21 protein-coding genes are annotated in these 22,142 nt (G+C 64.5%); 5 read left to right on the top strand and 16 right to left on the bottom strand.

From position 1 onward, the window contains the following. Nucleotides 1–134 precede the first annotated feature (134 nt). The 3 genes from BN1186_RS06005 to BN1186_RS15435 form a co-directional block, all read right to left on the bottom strand. Nucleotides 135–668 carry a hypothetical protein gene (locus BN1186_RS06005; protein WP_040283218.1) on the bottom strand — a complete coding sequence of 178 codons (534 nt, stop codon included), beginning with the start codon at nucleotides 666–668 and terminating at the stop codon, nucleotides 135–137. 123 nt (nucleotides 669–791) lie between these two features. Further along, nucleotides 792–1,319 (bottom strand): putative immunity protein, encoded by a 528-nt coding sequence (locus BN1186_RS06000; protein ID WP_040283217.1) that lies wholly within the window; start codon nucleotides 1,317–1,319, stop codon nucleotides 792–794. Nucleotides 1,320–1,399: 80 nt separating this feature from the next. After that, nucleotides 1,400–1,996, bottom strand: a complete 597-nt coding sequence (locus tag BN1186_RS15435; protein WP_218975407.1) for a TetR/AcrR family transcriptional regulator — start codon at nucleotides 1,994–1,996, stop codon at nucleotides 1,400–1,402. 39 nt (nucleotides 1,997–2,035) lie between these two features. Between BN1186_RS15435 and BN1186_RS05990 the strand changes: the two genes are divergently transcribed. Together BN1186_RS05990 and BN1186_RS05985 are read left to right on the top strand one after the other, a co-directional pair. Continuing rightward, a complete protein-coding gene (locus BN1186_RS05990; protein WP_052459857.1) occupies nucleotides 2,036–2,554 on the top strand; it encodes a DUF3995 domain-containing protein in 519 nt (172 codons plus the stop codon). A gap of 31 nt (nucleotides 2,555–2,585) precedes the next feature. Beyond that, nucleotides 2,586–3,119, top strand: a complete 534-nt coding sequence (locus tag BN1186_RS05985; RefSeq protein ID WP_218975406.1) for a GNAT family N-acetyltransferase — start codon at nucleotides 2,586–2,588, stop codon at nucleotides 3,117–3,119. Between the two features lie 25 nt (nucleotides 3,120–3,144). Here the strand turns inward: BN1186_RS05985 and BN1186_RS05980 are convergent, their stop codons facing one another. Continuing rightward, nucleotides 3,145–3,708, bottom strand: coding sequence for a GNAT family N-acetyltransferase (locus BN1186_RS05980; RefSeq protein WP_052459856.1), 564 nt, complete (start codon nucleotides 3,706–3,708; stop codon nucleotides 3,145–3,147). Between the two features lie 190 nt (nucleotides 3,709–3,898). On the opposite strand from BN1186_RS05980, the gene BN1186_RS05975 reads away from it, so the two are divergent. Then, nucleotides 3,899–4,228, top strand: coding sequence for a hypothetical protein (locus tag BN1186_RS05975; protein WP_139650885.1), 330 nt, complete (start codon nucleotides 3,899–3,901; stop codon nucleotides 4,226–4,228). Further along, entirely contained in the window at nucleotides 4,225–5,055 is an 831-nt protein-coding gene (locus BN1186_RS05970) for a hypothetical protein (protein ID WP_040283215.1), read from the top strand. The genes BN1186_RS05975 and BN1186_RS05970 overlap by 4 nt, the downstream gene beginning before the upstream one ends. A gap of 163 nt (nucleotides 5,056–5,218) precedes the next feature. Here BN1186_RS05970 and BN1186_RS05965 read toward each other — a convergent pair whose 3' ends face one another. The 11 genes from BN1186_RS05965 to BN1186_RS05910 form a co-directional block, all read right to left on the bottom strand. Continuing rightward, nucleotides 5,219–6,118: a DUF6602 domain-containing protein gene (locus BN1186_RS05965; RefSeq protein ID WP_040283214.1), complete on the bottom strand. Its 900-nt coding sequence runs from the start codon at nucleotides 6,116–6,118 to the stop codon at nucleotides 5,219–5,221. 195 nt (nucleotides 6,119–6,313) lie between these two features. After that, complete coding sequence (locus BN1186_RS05960) at nucleotides 6,314–6,853, bottom strand: type II toxin-antitoxin system VapC family toxin (protein WP_040283213.1); 540 nt, start codon at nucleotides 6,851–6,853, stop codon at nucleotides 6,314–6,316. Next, the gene (locus BN1186_RS05955; protein ID WP_040283212.1) at nucleotides 6,840–7,583 is read right to left on the bottom strand and encodes a hypothetical protein; all 744 of its coding nucleotides are present in this window, start codon (nucleotides 7,581–7,583) and stop codon (nucleotides 6,840–6,842) included. Before BN1186_RS05955 ends, BN1186_RS05960 begins: the two co-directional genes overlap by 14 nt. A gap of 358 nt (nucleotides 7,584–7,941) precedes the next feature. Beyond that, complete coding sequence (locus BN1186_RS05950) at nucleotides 7,942–8,937, bottom strand: DNA-processing protein DprA (protein ID WP_040283211.1); 996 nt, start codon at nucleotides 8,935–8,937, stop codon at nucleotides 7,942–7,944. A 69-nt stretch (nucleotides 8,938–9,006) separates the two neighbouring features. Then, nucleotides 9,007–9,357: a sulfate permease gene (locus tag BN1186_RS05945; protein ID WP_246043251.1), complete on the bottom strand. Its 351-nt coding sequence runs from the start codon at nucleotides 9,355–9,357 to the stop codon at nucleotides 9,007–9,009. Between the two features lie 211 nt (nucleotides 9,358–9,568). Continuing rightward, nucleotides 9,569–11,518, bottom strand: coding sequence for a hypothetical protein (locus tag BN1186_RS05940; protein ID WP_139650883.1), 1,950 nt, complete (start codon nucleotides 11,516–11,518; stop codon nucleotides 9,569–9,571). Nucleotides 11,519–11,549: 31 nt separating this feature from the next. Then, nucleotides 11,550–13,529, bottom strand: a complete 1,980-nt coding sequence (locus tag BN1186_RS05935) for an ATP-binding protein (RefSeq protein WP_139650881.1) — start codon at nucleotides 13,527–13,529, stop codon at nucleotides 11,550–11,552. Continuing rightward, the gene (locus BN1186_RS05930; protein ID WP_218975405.1) at nucleotides 13,526–14,215 is read right to left on the bottom strand and encodes a hypothetical protein; all 690 of its coding nucleotides are present in this window, start codon (nucleotides 14,213–14,215) and stop codon (nucleotides 13,526–13,528) included. The genes BN1186_RS05935 and BN1186_RS05930 overlap by 4 nt, the downstream gene beginning before the upstream one ends. 953 nt (nucleotides 14,216–15,168) lie before the next feature. Further along, nucleotides 15,169–15,651 (bottom strand): flavin reductase family protein, encoded by a 483-nt coding sequence (locus BN1186_RS05920; protein WP_218975404.1) that lies wholly within the window; start codon nucleotides 15,649–15,651, stop codon nucleotides 15,169–15,171. Between the two features lie 28 nt (nucleotides 15,652–15,679). Next, nucleotides 15,680–17,098, bottom strand: a complete 1,419-nt coding sequence (locus BN1186_RS05915) for a uracil-xanthine permease family protein (protein WP_040283207.1) — start codon at nucleotides 17,096–17,098, stop codon at nucleotides 15,680–15,682. Between the two features lie 142 nt (nucleotides 17,099–17,240). Next, on the bottom strand, nucleotides 17,241–20,222 hold the full coding sequence (locus BN1186_RS05910) for a glycoside hydrolase family 3 N-terminal domain-containing protein (protein ID WP_052459854.1): 2,982 nt from the start codon (nucleotides 20,220–20,222) through the stop codon (nucleotides 17,241–17,243). Nucleotides 20,223–20,537: 315 nt separating this feature from the next. On the opposite strand from BN1186_RS05910, the gene BN1186_RS05905 reads away from it, so the two are divergent. Continuing rightward, the gene (locus tag BN1186_RS05905; protein ID WP_040283206.1) at nucleotides 20,538–21,614 is read left to right on the top strand and encodes an FAD-dependent oxidoreductase; all 1,077 of its coding nucleotides are present in this window, start codon (nucleotides 20,538–20,540) and stop codon (nucleotides 21,612–21,614) included. Between the two features lie 310 nt (nucleotides 21,615–21,924). Here the strand turns inward: BN1186_RS05905 and BN1186_RS15430 are convergent. Further along, the coding region (locus tag BN1186_RS15430) for a hypothetical protein (RefSeq protein ID WP_040283205.1) at nucleotides 21,925–22,142 on the bottom strand (218 nt) is incomplete at its 5' end.

Raw genomic sequence — 22,142 nt, 5'->3', positions numbered from 1 at the left:
GGCTACCACCAGTGAGCGTCGTCAGAGTTTCTTGATCGGTCGTCGGAGGCCGAGCGCCGCCTCGCGTAGGGCCCAACACGTCCTGACTTGCCGCTGGTGGTGTGTCGTGTTGGTCGTGTGTGCTTGCTGCGCACTCAGCGACTGGCTCGTGCCTCTTCGTCCTTGCTGGCGCTGCGGCCGGCGTGATCAACGTGCAGCTGCACGGCTGTAGCGCGATCATCGGGTATGCCTGCGCCGAGGCGGGGGCCATGGGCATACATCTCGATGCTGTGGCCATCCACTGTCCAAGAGGCGCGGAACCCTGTCGCAGGACCGTTTGACTTTCCGATGTCGTCCGGGGAGCCTGGGATCCCGGAGAGCAACTTCTGGAGCTGTGTCGCCGCCGGGGCCACGACGGTGTCCCATGGCTCACCCGACCAGATGAACCAGTGCAACCCCACGAACTCGCCGTTGTGGAAGTGCCATCCTCCTCGAGGGTTGCCCCAGTTGCTCGGCCCCTGCGAATTGACGTAGTCCTCGTCGGTTGCTGTCTCGGTGATGTCCAGTCCGTGCTGGGTGAACCATGCGCTGCGTTCGGTCTCAGTGGTCGGCCACGGGCCGGAGATCAGCTGTTGGACGAGGTCGGCGACGTCGGAAGGGGCGGGCGTGATGGCGGGTTCTGGGCTCATGGTGTCGACGCTACGGGTGTGCGTGGCGCCGCCGCATCAGGGCAGACCCGGACTCGCGCCCCAAAGCACCCTGATGCCGCTGTCGGAGCTGGCGTCCGGTCATGCCGCTGGGGGCGGAACTCGTCAGGCGCCGCGCAGCACCGTGTCAAGGTCGCTGGTGATCTGGGTGACGGGGTCTCGGCCGGGCGGGAAGGGCGGGTATCTGCGCAGGACAGCGCGCAGCGCGGGGGTGGCCCTACTGACAGCATTATCGAGAAGGTCTTGCGCGGCAGCTTCACCCCGTGCGGCTTGCACCGCCAAGGCGGCGTGTGCGGTGCTCCGCAGGAGGTGCCCGACCTGGTCTGCCTTGGCGAAGGGGTGCAGGTAGGCGGACCCTGCCGCGTCCCCGGCAGCGGCCGCGGCATGTCTTGCGACGTCGTCGGTCGCCTCGCGTGCGGCTCGATGGGCGTCGAGCGCGGTCGTGCGCTGCAGTTTCGAGCGTCGCTGTCCTGCGGCGAACCAGCGTGCCGCCTCCAGCGCAGCCTGGATTCGAGGGTCGACTTTGGCGCCGAGCAGGCCCGTTACCTGTTCGGCGGGGGCCAGGGCGAAGCGAGTGACCTCTCGGAGCTCGTCCATGCTTAGGTCGAAGTAGAGGTCGGGATCAACGGCCATGGTCCCAGTCTCCAGCAGTCCGGACACGTCCGCTCGTGCCGCATGGCTGCCCGCGGTCAGGTTCTTGCGGTGACGGGGGGTCACTCCTCTGGGCGGGGGCTCATTCGCACCTGCTCGAAGCCCGCCGCAAGGATGTCGAGACCACGTTCGAATGCGCGATCCGTGTCGAAACCATCCACGGGGGTCGCGGTCTGGGCCTGCGCGAGATCGGTCAGGGCGAACCCGCGCGCATAGCTGGTGCCGGCCAGGTAGATGTCCATGGCGTCACCGCGGCTGAATCCCGCGGCCGCCAGGGTGTCGATGATCCGATGCAGGGCGGTCTGGTTCTCATCGAGCACCAGGGCCCGCCCCGCCTGGGCCATGAACACTGCCGGGTGCTCCACGATCAAGCGTCGATAGGCCCGCGCGAACTGGCACACCACTTCCTGCCATGAGGTCTCGGACGGCGCCACGGCTGACTGCATCCCGGCCACCAGGAGGGCAGCCATGCCATCGAGCACGTCCTGCTTGTTCTTGACGTGCCGATACAGGGACATTGCCTCGACGCCCAGCACCTCACCCAGGCGACGCATCGTCACCGCGGCCAAGCCTTCGCTGTCCGCAAGAACGATCCCCGCCTCCAGAATCTCGTGGCGCGTCAAGGGCGCTCGCCGCTGATTCTTCACCCCATCCTCCAAGCTTTCAGCTCTACCAATAGCTGTGCTTACATTGTAAGCATGACTCACGACACGAACGCCGACTCGCCAGCTGCCCACCCTCGATCCCGACGGTTTGTCCTCGCGGCCGTCGCAGGAGGTATCCATACGGGGATCACCCTCTACTGGGCCATCGGGGGCCGTGCCCTGCTGTGGACCATGGGAGACGCCTTCATCGTCAAGTTCGCCTCGGTCATGTGGATCCTGTACCCGCTGGCCGCAGTGAAGGCCGTGGGCGCATTCGGGCCGCTGTGGCTCCAGTCCCGCCAGTGGCAACCCTCCAGGTCACTAGCCCGGCTCGTCTACTGGTGCGCTTCGGGGGTGCTGCTCGTCTGGGGTGGGCTGAACACGGTCGTCAGCAATTTGGTGCTGTTCGGGATCGTCCGCCCGTCTGCGGGCTATGACCGTCCCGTGATGATTGGGCACGCTTGGATCTGGGATCCGCTCTTCGTTGTGTGGGGGCTCGGGCTGCTGCTAGGCCTGACGCGCACACGCACGGCGTCCAATCGGCAAGCCAACATCCTTGCACCACTCATCTGAACGCACTCAACTGCCGCGTACGGTGGTGCCCATGCCCGAGTTCGCGGAGTTCACTGACGACAGCGGAGACCTCGATCCGCTGCCCGTGCTGGTCAGCGCCTTGGCCAACGAGGACGTCCGCGCATGCGCGACATTGGCGGCAGCCCGCGAGGATGAGCCAATGGATCGCTGGATCGGTGCCTTCCAACGAGCGCTCGAGGATGATCGCCAGCTCGTCCTTGTGGCTCGTTCTGGCTCGGACCTCGTGGGCTATGGGAAGGCGAGTTGGCTGCAGCTGCCAGCCGACTGCAATGCCCCCTCGGGCTGGTACCTCACCGGTGTTGTGGTGGACCCAGCCGTACGTCGTCGAGGCGTGGGACGGCTGCTGACTCGCGCTCGACTCATCGAGCTACGAAGGCGAGGCGTTCGACAGGTCTGGTACTTCGCCAACGCCCTCAACCAAGCCTCCCTGGCGCTCCACGCACACCTTGGCTTTGGCGAAATCACCCGCGACTTCGCAATTCCGGGCGTCACCTTCTCGGGCGGGCAAGGTGTGCTGGCCTGCTGGGACGCCGCTTCCAATTGAACGCGCACTTCTGCCGCGAACGACCTCAGACGCGCGCAGGCCGCACCATGCGCTCCTCAAGGACCCCTCGGTGTCCCTCGAACGCTTGGCGAATCGCGCCGTCCTTACGGAAACCCTGCTTGGTGTAGAAGCGGATGGCCCGCTCGTTGTTCGCGAGGACCCATAGGCTGCAGGCCGCTTGTTGAGCAGCAGCCATCAGCAGTTGTTGAGCGGCTCCACTGCCTTTCTCCGACTCGAGCAGGTAGATCATCGTAAGCTCGACAGGGGTTGGCGCGTCGACATCGCGGGATGGCCGAACATGGGCAATGCCTGTGATTGAGCCGTCACGGACGACCACCCAGTAGGTGAGTCCCCGGTCCATAGCGGCCCGCCAGGAGCTGACCGCGTGAGCCAGGAAGTCGTCGGACGTTCGAGCGGCAGTGACGTCGTCGGGCACCACCCCGGAATAGGACTCAGACCAAGCCTGGGCCCACATGCGTGCGGCGGCACCCAACTCGTCCTGCCGGACTTCACGGATCTCCATCACTTCACCAGTCTCGCCGACGGCTGCAAGGGAATCCACGGTGGGCTGTTCCAGTTCGATCGTCACCGCCCAGTGAACCTCGAAGAACCATGGCTATGCACCTCAATTCACCTCCAGAGGACACCCTCGCCTGCCGCTGACTCACGCAAGGTCGGTCCAATTCTAGCCGTCATCCCGGGGCCCGATTGAGTTGACATAGCCACCTGCTCTTGGGGGTAGTGGCCGGTTCGACCCTGGCACCGCCCATAGTGGTGCCATGGAGACACCGGAGAACATGCAGGGAATCGAGCGAGCCATCGCATTGCTGGATCGAGCCTCGCGTCTGGAACTGGGTGGGGCTGACCCGTTGAGTGGAACTGACACCGGCTTCACGCTGGGTGCAGTCTTCATCGCGGCCGCCGCGTGCGCGGATGGGTCACCCGTCGGCTTGGCCCGGGGTGATGAGGAGCTGGAGACTGCGGCCGCCTGTGTTCACAAGGCCCGCGAGGCGCTGGTGGGGTGGGAGCCCGAGAATCTTCCCGCTGCGGCCGAGTTCGTGTCCAGTCTGGTCGACCTGGACGAGTTGCTTCAGGCGGAAGCGGCGTGAGTTGGCTGCATCGCGAGGCCATGCATCGTCGCCTCAGCGGGGTTCCGCTGGGGATCGCGGAGTGGGCCTCGGTGGTCCTGACTGCCCATCGCGCTCTGTCTGCGGCCAATCGTGAACCTGACCCCGGTGTGAGGGCTGCGGCGGGCCTCGCGCGCCTTCACTATCAGTCTGGCGGCTGGTGGAACGACACGAAGCTTGTGGCGTCCGCACGGTCCGTTGGTGACTCCTCGCGCGAGGATCTGCGCAGCGCATTCCAGCTCTTGACTCGGGATGCTGCCGTGTCGGCAACGAATGAGGACCAGGCAACGCTGCTGCGGGCGCTCGATCACCGGCTCATGGGTTCTCGGGTGAAGGGCGTCGATGAGTGGGGCGATGCCTTGGCTGCCGTCGCACCTGCGGCAGTCCATGTGGCCGCTGCGACGGCTATTGCCCACCAGCAGCACCGATTCCTGCGGCGTGCTGAACAGCTTCTCGATGCGGTGGACATCTCCCCTGATTCCGCGGTGCACCCTGAACGGCTTCGTCTGCTCACGCGGACCGCTGTTTCTCGGTGGCAGGAGTTGGTGCGAGGCTTGCCAACTCTTTCGGGCCCCCAGGCGGCTCTACCTCCCAACGTCCAGACCACGCTGGCCAGCGGTGCGAGGGCCGCGACCGCGAGCATTCGTTCGGCTCCGGGCTCGTCTCCTGCTGAGCAACTGGGGCTGCTGGCTGCCCGCACCGGCACCCGCCGACGCGGCACTTGCGAGCCTCTAACAAACCCGGGGCGATTCATCTACCGCCTCGCCCACACCCGCGCCCGCCACCACACCCCCACCACAGGCGCGTGACATTGATCATCTGCCGATGAGCGGGCGACGGCACCATCATCCCGAACTCCCCTTGGAACGACAGCGGACGTCCTCCGGCAGGCATCGGTTAGGTGTTAACTGGGGAAGGCGCTGCGGACGTGCGACTCGTCGTGCCGCGGAAGATGCGCTCATGCACTGTGCCCTAAAGCACCTTGCTATGCCCATACTCGTTGAGCAGTACGGTCGGATTCGCCTGAATGTGCTCAGGGTAGATGGAACCTTCCCAGAAAATCATAGTCCCCGATTGCTGATCCAGACCGTACACCGGACGTAGAGCCGACAGCGAGGACACGCCACTGCTGCAGCGCGCTGAGAGCCATGTCAGAAACTGCACAAGTGGGTAGCCGCCCAATTCTTTTCCCGGCGCGTGCTCCAAGAAAGCAGTCATAGGAAGATGCTTATAGGTTCCATCGGGTTGGAGTTTGGGGGTAAGTGCGGAGAAGCTCGTGCTCCAGAATCCTCGGTCGGCGATTAGGAGAGCGTCCAACTCTTCGCTCGGATGTCCGACAGCGTACCCGTCGACGCTATGAACAAGATCATCATAGAGGGTTCTGAAGTCGCCTCTGGGATCTTGGGATGAAGGCATCAACCCCGTCGATTGGCTCAGGAGGCCAAAGGGAACTGGCCCGGTCATTACCTCGGGCCAAGCGCTGCCGAACGTTCCCGCAACCGAGTTGATCATCCGCTTCTGTTCAAGAGCGTCCAGGATGTCCTTCTTCCTCAGCGTCAACTTGCACGAGAAAGCCGCTAAGACGCCGCTTACCAGGACCGTCGGTTGGTCGGTCAGCGCACTTGGGTAGTCGGGCCTTAGGATCACCAAGTCAATCTCGTTCGTCTCACCGCTCGGCCCGACAATGTACTTGCGCGTCACGATCTGGCCCAGCGGGAGCCACTTGCTTATGAGATTGACCCATGCCGCCTCGCCCTCATGGCCGGCACGTTGACTGTCTTTGTTTCGCGCGTGCTTTCGTGCAGCCTCATAATCGTCCTTGATTTCACGCGCGGCCGCGTCGATCAGAGCAATGAACTTGTCTGCACTCATAGTCAGCAATATGCCATACCCGCCCGCCGGCAACTCGCATGACGAGAACGGCGCTATGTCCGCTGGAGACGCTCGGTCATGCCGCAGTGGTCAAGCTCGTGGGCATCGAGTCAGGTTGGATCATGGTTAAACTAGCGGTGCGCGAATAGGAAGCCCTTGCGTGCAGCCGGAGGCTCCGAGGCCGGATGATCGCGGTCAACGCTCAGCGGGGCGGGCAGTCAACCAAGCCACGTTGTCGTCGGCCGCGAAGAACGTCTGCTGGACTGCCGTGTCCCAGGGCAGCTCGATGGAGGAGAGCAGCTCCTTCATGCGGAACACCCGCAGGCCGTCGATTTGTGGGAAGTCGCGATCCAGTGTCACCAGCCAGTCGCATCGGTTGAGTACGGCGGTAGCCAAATGCGTCGCGTCAGGAAGCTTCATCCCGTGCGTGCCTCGGTAGTCGGTTGCCTTGCGTGCGACCGGCACCGTTACGTCCAGCAGCAGCACGTCGCGCGATTCCAGCTTCGCGCGGATGGCGGCCAGCTTGGCGTCCTGGAGCTCTCGCTCGCGTTGCGAGACGGCGTTCGACTTCTTGTACACCTCGGCCAGCACGATGACCGACGCGACCAGCTCGGCTTCCCCGCGGTCGATCATATCGAGCAGACCGGTGATGCGCCCGGCCGCCGGCTCGCCGTTGATCCAGGCGAGGAGGGCGCTGGAGTCCATCAGGACACGCTTGACATCAGTCTTGGCCATGGATGGCCTCCAGGTAGTCCGCGACCGTCATGCCCTCGGTGATCTCGGGCATGTAGCCCCGCAGCTCGCGCCACGTCAGCGTGGGCTCCTCGACGACGCGGACCTCATCGGCGGTGATGTAGTAGGTCTGGCCGTCTTCGTTCTGTCGGAGCGTCCCTTCGACCTCGACGAACTCCAGCAGGCCGTCGCGCATCTTCTGGGCTAGCTGGGTCGGGAACCCGACGTGTACGACCTTGCCGCCGCCCTGGGGTTTGATGGAGGCTCGGTTGCCGCGGGTGACGTTGACGCCGGTCATCTGGCCGCGCACAGAGCCGTAGAACTCGCGCACCCACGGGGAGATCTCGTCAAGCCCGTTACGCAGCCGCCGGTCGAGCCAGACCACGTTGCTGGCCGCTTCGACCTTGGAGCGGTCGCCGGCCCTTCTGACCATGTCCTTGGCGTGCGCGACGGCGTTCGGGGTCCAATCGGCCGGCATCCCGTTGCCGTCCCGGATTCGGGCCAGCCCGGTGACCGCCGCGCGGGCCGCGTCGATGCCCTCGGTGCGGTGCTCGCCCTCAGCAGCTAGAGCGGAGACCGCGGAGCCGAGCTTCAGTTCTGCGACCTTCCACTGGACATCGGCGGTGTCGGACAGATCGTCCAGCAGTTCCAGCAGGTGCACCCCGGCCGCGAAGAAGCGTGCCGCGTCGGCAGACTGACCGTCGTCGACAGTGAGCACGATATCGGCGTCCACGCTGAGCTCCTTTCTACATGACCCATCCTCCCATTGCGGTCCGACAGCGCGCGAGGTCTCCGAGCGATCAGGCCTCGTTTGGCTCCCGAAGAGTTATTAGGGGCGACAGTAAAGTGGCCGTTCCGGAGGCGTCCCTGTTACGGCGGTGACCTGTCACCCGCTTGAGCATGCAGAGCCTGGCTGCGAACATCCGCTATTGCCGCGTGCCGTGACACTGATCCGCCCGACCATGGAGGACGATCGTCGGCGGCCCGCTGCCCAGGCGACGCGGCACCTGGACCTGTAATGGCGGGCACAAGGAAGGGGGTCTCGCACCGTCCAGAGGGATGGTGCGAGACCCCGCAAGCTGCCGACCGGGCTACAGAGACCGTTCGGGTGGACCAGCTGCCGGCCCCATGTGTTGCGTGAACTCGGCTGACAGCCCCGGACGATGGGTGGCGCGGTCGGTGATGAGTTCTTCGACGTCGGCAGCGCAGGTGACCAAGCGTGCGTTGCCGGTATGGAGCAGCTCGTGCGGACCATGACTGGTGGCGCTGGTGACGGGCCCCGGCACTGCACCAACCTGGCGACCGAGCTGATGAGCTTCGGCCGCCACGCGCAGTGCCCCCGACCGTGCGCCCGCTTCCACGACCACCGTCGCCGCTGACATGGCCCCCAACAGTCCGGAGCGGGCCAAAAACCGATGCCGCGTCGGCACCGCCCCGGGAGGAAGCTCGCTGACCAGCGCACCCACATCACCCACCCGGTCCAGCAAGTCACGGTTCCCGCTCGGGTGAGGGCGGTCCACGCCACCTGCGAGCACGGCGATCGTGTCCCCACCGGCCGCCAACACCGCGCGGTGCGCGGCAGCCTCGACACCATAGGCGCCACCAGCGACCAGCACGCGCTCCCTGTTCGCGAGGGCGGCAGCCAGCTCGCCCGCGACATGCTCCCCATACGCGGAGGCCGCCCGAGACCCCGTGACCGTCACCGAGGCCTGCATTGGCCGCGCCAAGAACGACGTCGCCCCGCGCACGAACAGAACATACGGGGCACGCTCACCCAGATCGTCCAGCGCCCGAGGCCAGTGCACATCCCCCGGAATCAGCGTGGCGATCCCGCTCTCCTCAACCACGCGCAGCCGCTGGTCCAGCCCATCCAGCCTGCCCAGTGACGTGAGACGGTCACGCCACACCCGACCATCAACACGGCCCAAACCCGGCACGGTCGTGTCGGTGTCGAGCAGCCCGAGCGTCTCAACGGCACCCACGCGACGCAGCAGCCCTCCCGTGACGGGATCATCCGGCTCCGCCAACAGCGACAGCACCACCCGGGCACGACGTTCATCAACACCAAGACCAGCAACACCGGACATGACGGCTCCTCCTCGAACAGACTCCGCCGAGCAGGTGCGCCAACACAGCCCGCGAGCCTCGCCCGGCCGTCAGGCCGTGGGTGGCGGCGAACAGGTCAGCACGCGCCGGTTGTGACGCTCAGCAGTGCGGGCTCGTACCAACAGCACCACGCTCACCGGGCCCATGACCAGGAACTTGAACGCGTTCCAGATGCACAACAGCACCAGCAGGTGGAACCACCCGGGCGCACCGCGGCCGATGAGAATCGTCAGGATGTTCGCGACCGCGAGATACGGGATGGCCAGCAACATCGCCGGCACGCCCCACTTCAGCCCCCGCCGCGTGCGGAGCCTGTCCAAGACGATGTTGGTCGGCATGTAGCGGTGCAGGAAGTCCCGCGTGTGGATGCTGGCGATCCAGATCAGGCGAAATATGAGCACAGTCCTCTCCTCGTCACCGGCGACAAGGAAACAAGAGGACCACTCCAGCCGAAGCCATCAGGTCATCCACCGCATCCAACGGTGGGTTCACGCAGGTAGAGGCCGCCTACGATTTAGCTTACCCGACCATGTGAAGGACTCGCTGCTTCTAGTTGCTCAGCGCCCGACGCTTGCTCGTGAAGCAGCGCAGTCACCGTTTGCACCCTGCGTCTTACGTCAATGAACTCGGCGTTGGACGGTTTCCGCGTACAACCGCGATGACAGCGCTGGTTGTGATGTGATGCGAAGCGTCACGACGGTGGCTGACCCATACGGACTCGGCGACGTGCGGTGTGCCCGCCGTGTGATCAGTGAGGTCGAGGACGAGCAATTGTGCGAACGGCTGATTCGTTGACTGGTACTCCATGGCCTGAGCAAGGTAGGCGGACTCAATGCTCTTCTTGCTGCAGTCGGATAGTTCGCGTTTTACCTCAGTAACGTATCGCTGGGCTCCATCGAAGTTGACGATCACGTCGGCACGGCCATGCGCAATGTTTGAGTGCTCAAGGCCCACACGGCCTGCCAGCTCCGTAGCGCTGAGATACTCAGCGAAGTGCTGTTGGAGTGATGATTCCAGGGGTGCTGGGTGGTTCGCGTCGATCGGCATGGTGTATTTCTGCCTTACGTCTCCAACGTGAACCATAAAACGCAGTGTATTAAGTAGGAGTAATGAGAAGTTTGACTTGACTGTTCCGACGAACGCGGGGTTGTCCGAGAGGTCGGCCATCAGAGATGCAGTTAGGCTCGCAATCAACTCGTTAGCAGGTCGGTCGCCTGCGAAAGTCCCAACGAACGTCTGCCGGGCGGACTCTTCGAGTGCGGCCCGCTTCTTGTCATCTAGGTCACTGATTAGAGCAGAGGCTGGCCCAAGTAGGGCGTGGAGGTAGGGTTCGCGGAGGGAATCCTCCTGGGGGTCATCGTTGGGCTCACGCAGAGTTGATCGAGCCCGATGGACAAGGCCCGCGAGCTCGTAGATCTCGTTGGACAACAAGGGGGTATCGCGCGCCTGATCCGCGTCCACGGCCCGTTGCAGTTGGTGCGCCATCGCATGGCGCCTTGCCAGTTCGTTGACGATCCTAGGCTGGATGAGAGTGTTGACCGTGCGTAGGCCGCTGAAGCGCCGGTCCGTCTCGTAAACCTTGGTGATCGCTTCGGCGGCGGCCCAAGTGTCTAGGAAAGCGTCTTCCGATATGTGTTCCGAGGCATACTCAAGGTGCCATGCTAGTGACGTCCAGGCCAGTTCAGCTTCATGCCCGGCTAAGACTCTGTTTCGAAGGTGCATGCCGTGGAGCTGGAGCGTGCGATAGTTCGCCGTCTCTCGCGCAGAGTGAGCAGCGGCTCGAAGTCGCTGCTCGTCGTGATCGTGGAACGCCAGGACCGCTTGACATGCCGATGCGAACGCTTGCGCGTCGCTTCTGTCTTCGCTCACGGACGCTAAGGAGAGGAACCGCTCTTGCGCGTTGCGGATGTAGCTGAGCAGTTCTGTCTGGTCCTGTTGCTGGAGCCCGTGACGAAGCACTTGGAGCGCGCGCTCATAGGCCGCATCCTCCGAACCGCGAGCCGCAAGTCTGTCAAGAGTGGCTGCGAACCTTCGTTGGTCGGCTTCCCCTGTCCATAAGTCCACGGCAACGCCGACTGTTCGGGCAAGCGGGTCGTCGAACTCGTGTGGGAGAGGGTCGACAGGTTGAGTGAGAACTTCCAGTAGTCGATAGGGCGGATGGTCTATTGTCGCGACAATATCCAGCGCAATACTAAGTCGAAGTCCCGCGATCAATGGAGACGCTGATATGCAGTCAGAGGTCGGCAGTAGGACGTCGTGCAGGGTGGGGCCGACAATATCAATGATGTCGTGAGTCAGCAGGGAATCGACGGCCTCTCGCAGCGCTAGATAGCTCCGCTGTGCAGCAAGTCCAACTGTGAACCTATGAAGCGCGTCCCTCCATAATCCTGTCTCTTCAATCGAGTTGAGTCGATGTGCCAATAGACCGGCAATAAGCGGTGCATGCGGGCCAGCGGCAAGTGTTGTCGCCTCGTTCGCGATCTCCTCAAGGGAGACTGTAGACAGCACACTCGAAGCGTCAACTGATGCTGACGCTTTGCATATCCGATCTGCAATGGACATGACGGTTCCGATCTTGCGGAGAAGTAGTTGGCTAGAAGATCGAAGATTTGCCCTGATCAGGCTTGATAGTCGCTGCAACTCCTGGTACCTGAGACGTGAGTGACTGGTCAGCGGTGGTGACGAAAACCTGAAGTTCGGGCTCCTCTGCAGCAGCGGCAACTAGACCCTCTAGGAGAATTCGGGCATGGTCATCTTGGACTTCTTCGGCTTTCAAGCTGTCGAGCAGGAGCAAACCTGGATGGCCGGCGATTCCACGTTCCTGGGCGAGGCGAAGTAATGAGATGAGGAGTGCATACCGCAGTCGCAACCGCTCACCTGGGCTCTGGGAGGAAAAGCTGGACGTGGCACCTCCACCTTTCGTGACGTCCATAGTGCCATTCGCTTTGATCCGTACATTTTCGAGTTCGCCCATTCCGAAGGTCACTGCAAAGTTGCAGGTCTTGGTGCTGAGGTCTTCATACAGCTCCGTGCTGAATTTCTGAATGTCCGATCGCAAAATCTTATCGGCCGCGGCGAGAACAATCTGGGCGACAGGCGTAGCAACAGCATCTGGTTGTAACTGTCTAAGCGTCATCACGACAGCCTGAGCAGCAGCAAGTTCATGCTCTGCTTCCAGTCGTGCCGCGGAGTGACTGGCAGCCTCAACATTTCCGATTCGCTTGTCCAGCCGCTCCAGTTCGGCGCTCGCTTCAGTGAGTCGTGTCTGGGCTGCAGCTTTGGCCGCGGCGAGCGATGACTCTGCGGCCCGTGTCGCGGAAAGGGCTTCGACAGCTTGCAGCTCGCGTTCCGCGTAGCTGTCATCTTCGCAGGTAAGCGCAGCGTCACAGACAGCGCACTGGTGGTGCTCCTGCTCACGCTTTCTGTGCTCACTGGAAATTGGTCCTTCGCATCGTGGGCAGTGCTTGGGGTCGAGGCCTTGGAAGAGGGCGCTGGCGGCGGCAGACTCCCGTATTCTGTTAAGGCTCTTTTCGTCTTCTATGCGTGCTTGGTGTGCTTCGCTATAGGCAGACGCGGCGGTCTCGGCCATGTGGCGCGCATCTGCGACTCGTTCCGCTGCGGCAGAGGCAAGGCTGATTAGGTCCTGCAAGCTCTCAGTTGGCGCTTGTGCCTGCAATTGGGCTATCCGATCCTCGGCCTTGGTTAGGCGCTCCTGCGCAGCCGCCAATTCGTGGACGAATGAGGCGTTTACTTGCTCCCGGCGCCGCTGCTCTGTTTTGTACTCGCTATCGAGCCGCTTGGCTAATGCAGAGACCCGCATGGCGCGTGTCGCGTCAGGCATGTCCAGAAAGACTTGCATTAGCCTGACTGGAAGGTAATCACTTGCGGTGCTACCCAAAAGCACTTTGTCAGCTGCAGCCGGGGGGTAGATTGCTCCGTAGTAAGCAGGCCAGCCATGCGACTTGATGGTTCCTGTCTCATCGTCGGCTCTCGGCTTGTTGAACACATGGATGGTGTCAAGGCCCAGTTGGGTCATCATGAATGTTCCGATGGTTTCAGCCCACTCGTCGTCGCTCTCGGCGCGCGCGATCTCGGTAACATCGGACGCGACGAAATCGTCGCTGAGCTGGAGTTGGTCTTTCGGGCCGGTGAGAATCTTCGCTTCTGTGATGTGTGAATTGTTGAACCGCAGGCGAAGGCCGACTGGTTGGCCGTTGAGGTGCATATCTACGGAAACGGCTGTGAGCCAAGAAAGAACGTCCGACTGTAGGTCGCGTGGTATTCCGCGGATCGCTAGGGTGAGTATTTCAAGGATCGTCGTTTTTCCCCGCAGGTTTCCGGCAGAGATCACGGTAACCCCGAATGGAAAGACGAAGGTGCGATCAAACTCGCCCGGTTCGATGTCTCCAGTTTTTGTTCCGCGCAGGCGGAGTCGAGTTACCGTCAGACTGCGATGCTGGCGGTTGGGGCTAGCCAAGGTCAAGCCGTAGTCGCTTAGCGTTTGAAGGACGGCGTCTTCGCTGCATTCTGCGCCGGTTGCGATGCGTTGGACCAGATCCGTAGTCGCTGTCATCTTGATTCATCCCGTCCCTGTGCGTCAAGCAAGCGCTGTAGTCGTGTGCGTGTGCGATCAGCGATTCCAGCGATAAGCGTCCCAACCTCCGCGCCTGCATACTCGGGCTGGAGGTATTGGATGTCACGCAAAGCACTCCCTCTTCGGCCGCCTGCCAAGTCCGCGACCAGTTTGGATCGGTCGACGTAGTACTTGAGTTCTGGCACAGAACTCACGATCGTGGCAGCCGCTTCGCGGCCGGCTCTGGTGAGGTAGTAGTTGTGCTGGGCAGTATGGCCGGGGACCCCTTGGCGGCGGCGGACTATGAGGCCTGGCGTTCTAAGGACAGAGAGGGCCTCGTCTAGCGGTTCGTAGGCGCCAAACAGATGACGGAGCATCTGGTAGGAACGAACTTCGGGCTCGTCGCTTTCGAGGATTTGGCGTGCAAGTTCGAGATCCTCTTCATTGCCTTCGGTTTCGAATCTTGAGAGGAGTTCGCCGGCAAGGTAGTCGGGATTCCGCAGCCAGAAATCTAACTTCTGGAGGAGCACTTGTGAGCGCAGAACGGCAACGGATTCGGCGGGAGCATCAGGCGGGCGGGGGCTGGGAAGTGGCTCCGCTGCAGCAGTGATGAGAAGGAGCAGGCGGACGGCGTCTTGGAATACGCTGGTCGTGTGTCCTTCGGCCACATTGGCGAACTCCATCATGGGGTTAGAGTACCGGCTCAAGCCTCCCTGACCTGGGCGGCGCGCGACCCAGGACAGGAACCTTCGGCATGAGCGGAGTGCGTAGGCTTGGCCGCTCTGCTTCGCCTTGAAGAGGCCCGGGGCCCCACGGCCAACCTGTCGGGACCGGGACTACTGTCCGGTGCGCGCATCATCTAGTCTCCGTGGCGACGGCTCCTCACGTATCCCGCATGACCACGCCGACGCCCAGTAGGTGCTTGCAGACTGTTGCCGCCGTATACCCGAACCTGTCACCCACTCGCTCAGTGAACTCCCTTGCTCATACATGGCCTGCATCAGCCGAGTCTCGCTGCTCGACGGGGAGTGGTTGCGGAGAATGACACCGCGTTCTCGCAGGAGGCGAGAGAGCCGCTCGTGTCCAAGGCCAACCTGGCGGGCCACGGCTTTCAGGGACCCTCCGGCGGCGTAGGCGGTTTCCGCTCGCTGGAGGAGGTCTTCGGATGCTTGCGGCGCCTGCTGCGGGTGGTGCCTCCGGAGGTGTGTCCTGTGCCGTCGAGCGCGGATCGACTGATGTACTCGCACCATCTGGATCGCCGGCGGGGCAAGCTTCGACAAGCCTCCCGCTAGGTCCACCAGAGGAATCGGCGTCTGACACGGTCAGGCGCCGATTGTCGTTTCGCTTCTGCCGTCGTCGGCGACCAGTTCGACGGCGGTGGTGGCGCCGTTGTTGAAGTTCTCACCCAGCCGGCTGCTCAAGACTGGTCCGCGGACAGGGCGGCGCAGCACGCCGCCGCGATCTGCAACAGCTCCCGGGGGAGTACACGCCGTCGGTTTCCGAGCCGCCGACGCGCACCTCGGCGCCCCTCTCGTTGCGGGCGACGTAGACCGCGGGCTCGACGCGGGCCGCGCACAGCTTGTGACGACGGGCTTCGGTGGTGCTGGCTGCCACGCCACCGAGACCAGGGCGTGGCTCGTCAGCCCGCGTCGGGCCGGACATCCTTGAAGAGCCGGAGGTGGTAGCCGAGACTGGCGTCGCCGGCGGTCTCGGCGTCGGCGACGGTGGCCAACACGACGGTGTGGTCGCCGCCGGGGATGAGTTGCAACTCCTCGCACCTGAGCCACGAGACCGCACCGTCGATGCGGGGCAGCCCGTGATCCTCGCGCCAGGCAAGGCCGTAGAAGCGGTCCGCGAGATCGCGGCGGGCGAACCTCATCGCCACCTCGGACTGGTCGCCCGCCAGCACGTTGACGCCCACCCTGCCGGCCTCGCGGATGCGCTCGATCATGCCGCCGCGGTTGTCCAGGGCGAAGAACACCATGGGCGGATCCACGGACAGCGACGCGAACGCAGAGACGGTGGTGCCCGCGGGCGTGTCGTCGACCGTGGTCGTGATGACGGTCACGGGCGAGGGCACGCGGGCCATCGCCTCCCGGAAGATCACCTCGAGTTCGTTCACCTGCCCCACCGTAGCCCGTGGAGCAGCCTCAGCGCTCGAGGTCCTCCTCGTCGACGTGGTGCATGCCGTCGACGTCGTAGAGCAACGTGGCGCCGTCGGCCTCCTCGCGCATCTGGCGCGGCGCGATGGCGCGGGCCAGGTGGTACACGGCGATCGTGACGATGGTGCCCAGGGCGATGCCGCCCAGTTCGAAGTCGCCCAGCGGGACCTTCACGTCACCGATGCCGATGATGATGCCGGCCGCGGCTGGGATGAGGTTGAGCGGGTTGCCGAAATCGACGTTGTTCTCTTTCCAGATCTTCGCGCCGAGCAGGCCGATCATGCCGTAGAGCACCACCGTGATGCCGCCCAGCACCGCCGACGGGGTGGCGGAGATGACGGCGCCGAACTTGGGGGAGAAGCCGAACAGGATGGCCACGATGGCGGCGACGACGTAGGCCGCCGTCGAGTACACGCGGGAGGCGGCCATGACGCCGATGTTCTCCGCATACGTCGTGGTGGGGCCGGCGCCCACCGTGGTGGCGATCATCGAGCCCACGCCGTCAGCGGCGATGGCGCGGCCCATGATGGGATCGAGATCCTCCTTGGTCATCTCCGCGACGGCCTTGACGTGGCCGGTGTTCTCCGCGATCAGCGCGATCACCACGGGCATGGCGATGATGATGGCGCCCAGCGAGAACTGGGGCAGGTGGAAGCCCACGACGTTGGTGGCAGTGGCGCCGAACTCCCACGTCGCAAGGTCGGTGACCGGCGGGAAACCGAGCCAATCGGCTGCGGCAACGCTGGACCAGTCGACGCGGGGCGCGGGCCCGTCGGCGGTCTGCAGCGGGCCGAGCGTCATGTCCGCCACCCAGCTGAGGATGTAGCCGAGCACCAGCGACAGGAAGATCGCGATGCGGCCCCAGAAGCCGCGCAGGCCGATGGACAGGCCCACCACGATCAGCATCACCACGAAGGCCAACCACGGGTCGACCGGCCAGTAGACGCTGGCCACGACGGGCGCGAGATTGAAGCCGATCAGCATCACGACGGCGCCGGTGACCACCGGCGGCAGCGCCCGGTGGATCACCCGCGCGCCGGCGAAGTGGATGATGAGGCCGGCGATGAACAGCAGGAGGCCGACGACGAACAGTGCGCCGGTCAGCGTCGCAGGGTTGCCGCCCGCGGCGTAGATGGCGGTGGCCACGCCCACGAACGAAGCCGAGGAGCCCAGGTAGCTGGGTACGCGGTGCTTGACGACGAACAGGAACAGCAGCGTCGCGACGCCGGACATCATCACCGCGAGTTGTGGGTTGAGGCCCATCAGCAGCGGGAACACGAACGTGGCGCCGAACATCGCCACGACGTGCTGGGCGCCCAGCCCGATGGTGCGCCCCCAGCCGAGACGTTCCGTGGGCTTGACCACTCCGTCGGGTAGGAGGACTCCGTTGTTATGCAGCTTCCACATGGGGCGCATCCTTTCGTCTGCGTGATGCTACTGCCGATGGGGTGGGCAACGGCACCACTCGCTCACGGAGAGTGCATGTGCCCAGCGCGCACACGACCGCCCGCAGGCAGATGCCTGCGGGCGGCCATGCCAGAGGGACGGGTTACCGCCGGAAGCGGACCAGGTTGTTGAACAACCAGGCATCCTCCAGGTAGTACGACCATGCACCGTCGGCAGCCTGGCGTGAATGGACCACATTCTTCACGAAGATGTAGGACCGGCACGCGCCTGTGCCAGTGGCCGCGGTGTGACACTCGGTGCGCCACTGACGGTCACCCGAGGTGAAAGCGCCGTCGTTGGCCAGCGGATTGGCGCCCCACTCATCCTCCGTCATGAACGGCAGGTAGGTCAGGTTGTTGAAGTGCCATCCGGTGGTGGCGACGAAGCGGCCGTCCTTGTATTCAACGACCGTGGCCCAGATGTCGGTGCGGCAGCGGAACGTCTGCGAGTAGGGCTCGCAGGCCGTGTACCACCGTCGGTCGCTGATGTTGTGGAAGCCAGGCACCTCGTAAGGTGCCTGGAGTGTCATCCCCGGCGGTGGGGTCGGGCGTGGCCCCACCGTGACCGTGAACTGGGTGCGGTGCACAGTGCCATCGATGGTCGTGGCGACGGTGACCGTCTGCCGCCCCAACACGTTGGGGTTGTAGCCGGTCACGGTCAGTTCGTCGTGGGGGACCACCGCAGTGGTTCCGTCGGAGTAGGTGACCGTGACCACCATGCCTGTCAGGTCCAGTGGATCCCCGGCGGTGTAGGCCGCGATGCTGGGCGGTGACGTGACGGCGATGCCCACGGCGGTGGCGTCCGCTGCCCACCGCAGCCCGAACCCGTAGCCATAGGCGTTGCCCGCGGCGTCGACGTAAGGCTCGGTGTCCTGCCCAACATCCTCCATTTGGGCTTCGACGGCGTCCATGTCGCGCGGGAACGCGATCGGCAGTCGGCCCTGAGGGTTGTGCTGGCCGAGGATCACGTCGAACAGTGCCTCGTCAGACACAGAGAACCCGACGACGATGCCGTCAGCCTGCTCCTCGAACTCGGCGGGCACGACCGGGTTGACGGCCTTGATGGCCACCATGACCGGCACGTCGCGACCCAGTTCATCGAGCTTGGTCACCGCGTCCAGGAGCGAGTCGAGGTCCTGTTCGTTGGCGATGTAGGAGGTCTCCCCGAAGTAGGACCGGTTCTGCCGGCTGCCGTCGGGAAGGATGTCACCCGCGATGGAGACCCTGCGGACGTTGGGCCCATCTGCAGTGTAGGGGCGGTACTGCAGAGACAGCGGGTAGAAGGTGCCATCGCCCCTGAGTCCTGCCCCGGAGAAGTTCGTGCCGTTCATGGGGCTGCGCAGGCCGGCCACTACGATGTCGACGTCGGAGAGGTCCGGTTGCTGCAGGTCCACCGGGTTGCCGGCATCGTCTTTGATGACCGTGTCGGTGACCACCCGGCCGAAGTACTGCTCAGCCGTGGCGATGTCCATCGTGGGTCCCGTCGTCGGGGGAGGCGTGTCGCCGAAGAGACCCGGGAAGCCGTGTGCGATGGAGGCCGGGATGTAGGCGGTCTTGTCGCTCCAGTAGGAGGCATCTGTCTCCTTGATGACGCCGTCGTTCTTCAGCATCACCACGGAATCCAGCTGAGCCTGGTACCCGGCGGCCACCTTGTCTGCGCTCGCCACCGTGGAGCGGGACTCCACCAGGTCGAGGTAGGGATGGTCGTACAGACCGGGGGCGAAGAACATCCGCAGGATGCGTTCACCGGACTGGCGGAAGCGGGTCTCCGCATCGATGTCCTGCAGCCCCGCCTCATAGTCGGCCTGCCACAGATCGTAGGCCGCGAGGACCGGGGCCTTGTTGTTGTTGCCGCCGAACATGTCGAGGCCGGCTGCGATGATGCGGTAATGGCGCTCCTCCGTGCTCACGCCTTCCATGCCGTGCGCCATGCGGGAGGTGACGCCCCAGTCTGTGCAGATCACGCCGTCGTAGCCGTGCTCGACGCGGACCACGTCGATGAGGTCCTTGTTGTAGGCGGCGCCGACGCGCTGGCCGAACATGGGTTCGCCGTCGGCGTCGATGGAGATGGAGTACTTCGACATCATCGACATCGAATCGATCCCCGCGACGAACGGGGCGAGGTGGCCCTCGAAGTTGTCGCCGGGGAAGACGTTGTACTTGCCTGCGTTGGTGTGGGATTCGCGTCCGCCCTCACCGGCACCGTCGCCCGGGACGTGTTTGATCATGGTGTTGATGGAGTCGCGGCCCCAGCCGGCCGCCTCGCCCGCAGCGTTGAACGAGTTCTGAGACCCGTGGACATAGGCTGCAGCGGCCGCAGAGGCCTGGTCGGTGTTCTCGCCGAACGTGCCGTCGACGCGGAGCCAGCGCGGTTCGGTGGCTGTATCGATCTGCGGGCCGAGCGCAGTGGTGATGCCCAGTGCGCGGTACTCCTCGGAGGAGATCCGGGCGAAGTCGTGGATGACATCGGTGTCGAAGATGGCTGCCAGGCCCAGATGCGACGGCCAGCGCGAGATGGGGCCCGCGGAGTCGTACTGCGCCACCCCCGCCGTCGAGCGTGGGTCAGAGGAGAAGTTCACCGGGATGTACGGCTTGTCCTCCGTGACCAGGCCTTCGACGAAGGCCTGCATCTCGTTGGACCACATGACGTTGGCGGCCACATGGTTGGGCCCGGCGTTCAGCACGTTTCGCAGATCGTTGTTCTGGAGGTAGTTGCGCTGGGCGTCGGTGAGCACACCATCAGGGTTGCGCTCATGGGACGAGAAGAGCATCAGGCCGGCGATCTGGTCGATGGTCACCTCTTGGGCCAGCGCTTCGGCGCGGGTGTTGTAACCCAGGCGCCAGTCCTCCCAGACGTCGAGTCTGCCGTTGCTGTTCGAGTCCTTGAAGGCCAAGGTGTTTCCATCGTCCACCTCCTCGATGATGCCGACGCCGCTGGCGGCCGCGTAGCTGATGGTCGCACCCCCACCCGGGTTCTCCACGACGACGAAGTTCGTCCGGCCGTCGGTCACATGGGTGGTGGTGTAGGTGTCTGCCGCGTGGGCAGGGAGCGAGAGTGACGAAGCCAGGAGTGCCAGTGCAGCCACTGGCGCTCCCATCCTCGTCGATGTTGGCCGTGACATAGTGGGTCTACCCCTTCCGCTCATCGCCGGCTTCGTTGCACGGACGATTGATCCGCGAGCGACCTCCGCTGGTCGCCCACGATGGGGAACACACCGGCCTCGACAGCCATGCCGTGAGAGTGCGGGCCGGCTGGGCGCGGGGAAGATGGTCGACGAGCCCCTATAGTCTCGAGACGCTACCTTATTGATCGCCTTGTGGGAGCGATTCCGCCCGAATAGGCGCCTCGGGTTTAGGTGGGGTGCCGCCCCGGCGGCGTCACGGGCAGTTAGTGTGGGGCCATGGCGCATGACGTGGTGGTCCTGGGTGCGACGGTGGCTGGCCTCACCGTCGCCCGGCTGCTCGCGTCCGAGGGCTACGGCGTCGTCGTCCTCGACCCCAACGACGAGGGTGTCAGCGCCGCCATCGGGCACGGCGTCGCAGCCACCGGCCATGCCTCGACAGTGGCGAACATCGCGCACGCCTACGGACTGGGCGCGGCGCGGGAGCATACCCGCCGCAACATCGCAGGCCTCCAACAGATCAGCAGCGTCTTGCCCGCCGCCCGGCGGATGCGGATGCGGGACCAGTCGCTGCCCGGAGGCGACGAGGCCGAGACCCTCAAGCTGGCAGAGATGTACCGCGAAGAGGGCGGCGATGCCGACGTGCTGGTGGCCCCGGATTCCATCAGTCTGATGAGCGAGGTGCTCGTCGTGGATCCCTTCGAGTACGCGGTCGCGCTGCGTGCCGCAGCCGTGAAGGCGGGAGCCAACGTCGTCCACGGCGTGACAGTGACACACCTGACCAGGCGTGACGGGGCCACCCGCATCTACTTCCGCAACAACATGGCGTGGGTCCGCGACGTCGGGCACGTCAGCGGCATGGCAGTGATCGACACGCTGGGCGTCAGCCCGTGGGGCAAGGTCGCCCGGATCGGGGAGGCCGAGTGGGTGCCGGTGCTGCGGTGTCGGCCCGCGGGTGCGCTCACCGAGGTCGCCCTGCACGCCAGGCCTGATGTGTGGATGGTGCGGCCCGTCGGCGACGAGGCGCTGCTACTCGGCCACAAGACAGGCCCCGACGGCATGGCGCAGGCGGCGGAAGCCCTTGAGGCCTGGGCGGTCGAGCATCTGGGCGCCACCGACGGCGAGCACAGCCGCCTGGCCATCGACCCCAGCGACCACGGTCGCCCTGTGGTGGGGGCCTCCGCCATCCCCGGCGGCTTCTACGCCCGCGGCAACGGCCGCGGTGAGCTGATGAACGGCACCGCCAGCGGCCACTACCTGGCCCGCCTCCTGGCCGGGCATGCGCCGTCGGGCAACGCGTTGCCGCCCATCCGCAAGCTGCGGGCATACGGGTCGCGGCTGCTGCGCAGCCTCTGACGCCGGGCCTAGCCTTCAGGACCAGAGAATCATCGAGGAGCCCCGCCGTCGATCTGACACTTGGCGAACATCGGCTGAGTTCCGCCGGGATCGGGGAAAGAAGGGCGCTCGCCCAGTGGTTCGCCTCGTAGGCGACGTCACCGTCGCAGTCGATCCGGTCCCTGAGCGTTCGCCAGCGAGCTTGCGAGCCAGCGAACGACGAAGGGCCCCCGCAGCCGATCTCACACTTCAACCAAGGGGGTTCAGGTGCAGATCACGCTGCGGGGGGCCCTTCGTCGCCGCGCGGGGCGCGATGCTCAGGGACCAGCGACTAACGCTTTTCGGGGCCTCCGAACATCACGATGTTGTTGAACACCCACTGGTTGCGCTGCGAGAAGGTGTAGCCACCCTCCGCCTTCGGCGTCGCAGCGTAGACGGTGGTCATCGTGTACGAACGGCACGCATCCCCACCAGTGGCAGCGGTCTTGCACTCGGTGCGCCACTGGCGGCCGGCCGAGGTGAACACACCCGTCGAGACGTCGTCGGTAG

It is taken from the genome of Tessaracoccus massiliensis (assembly GCF_000826065.2).
GTDB classification, from domain to species: domain Bacteria; phylum Actinomycetota; class Actinomycetes; order Propionibacteriales; family Propionibacteriaceae; genus Arachnia; species Arachnia massiliensis_A.
This window is presented reverse-complemented; position numbering and strand designations above follow the sequence as displayed.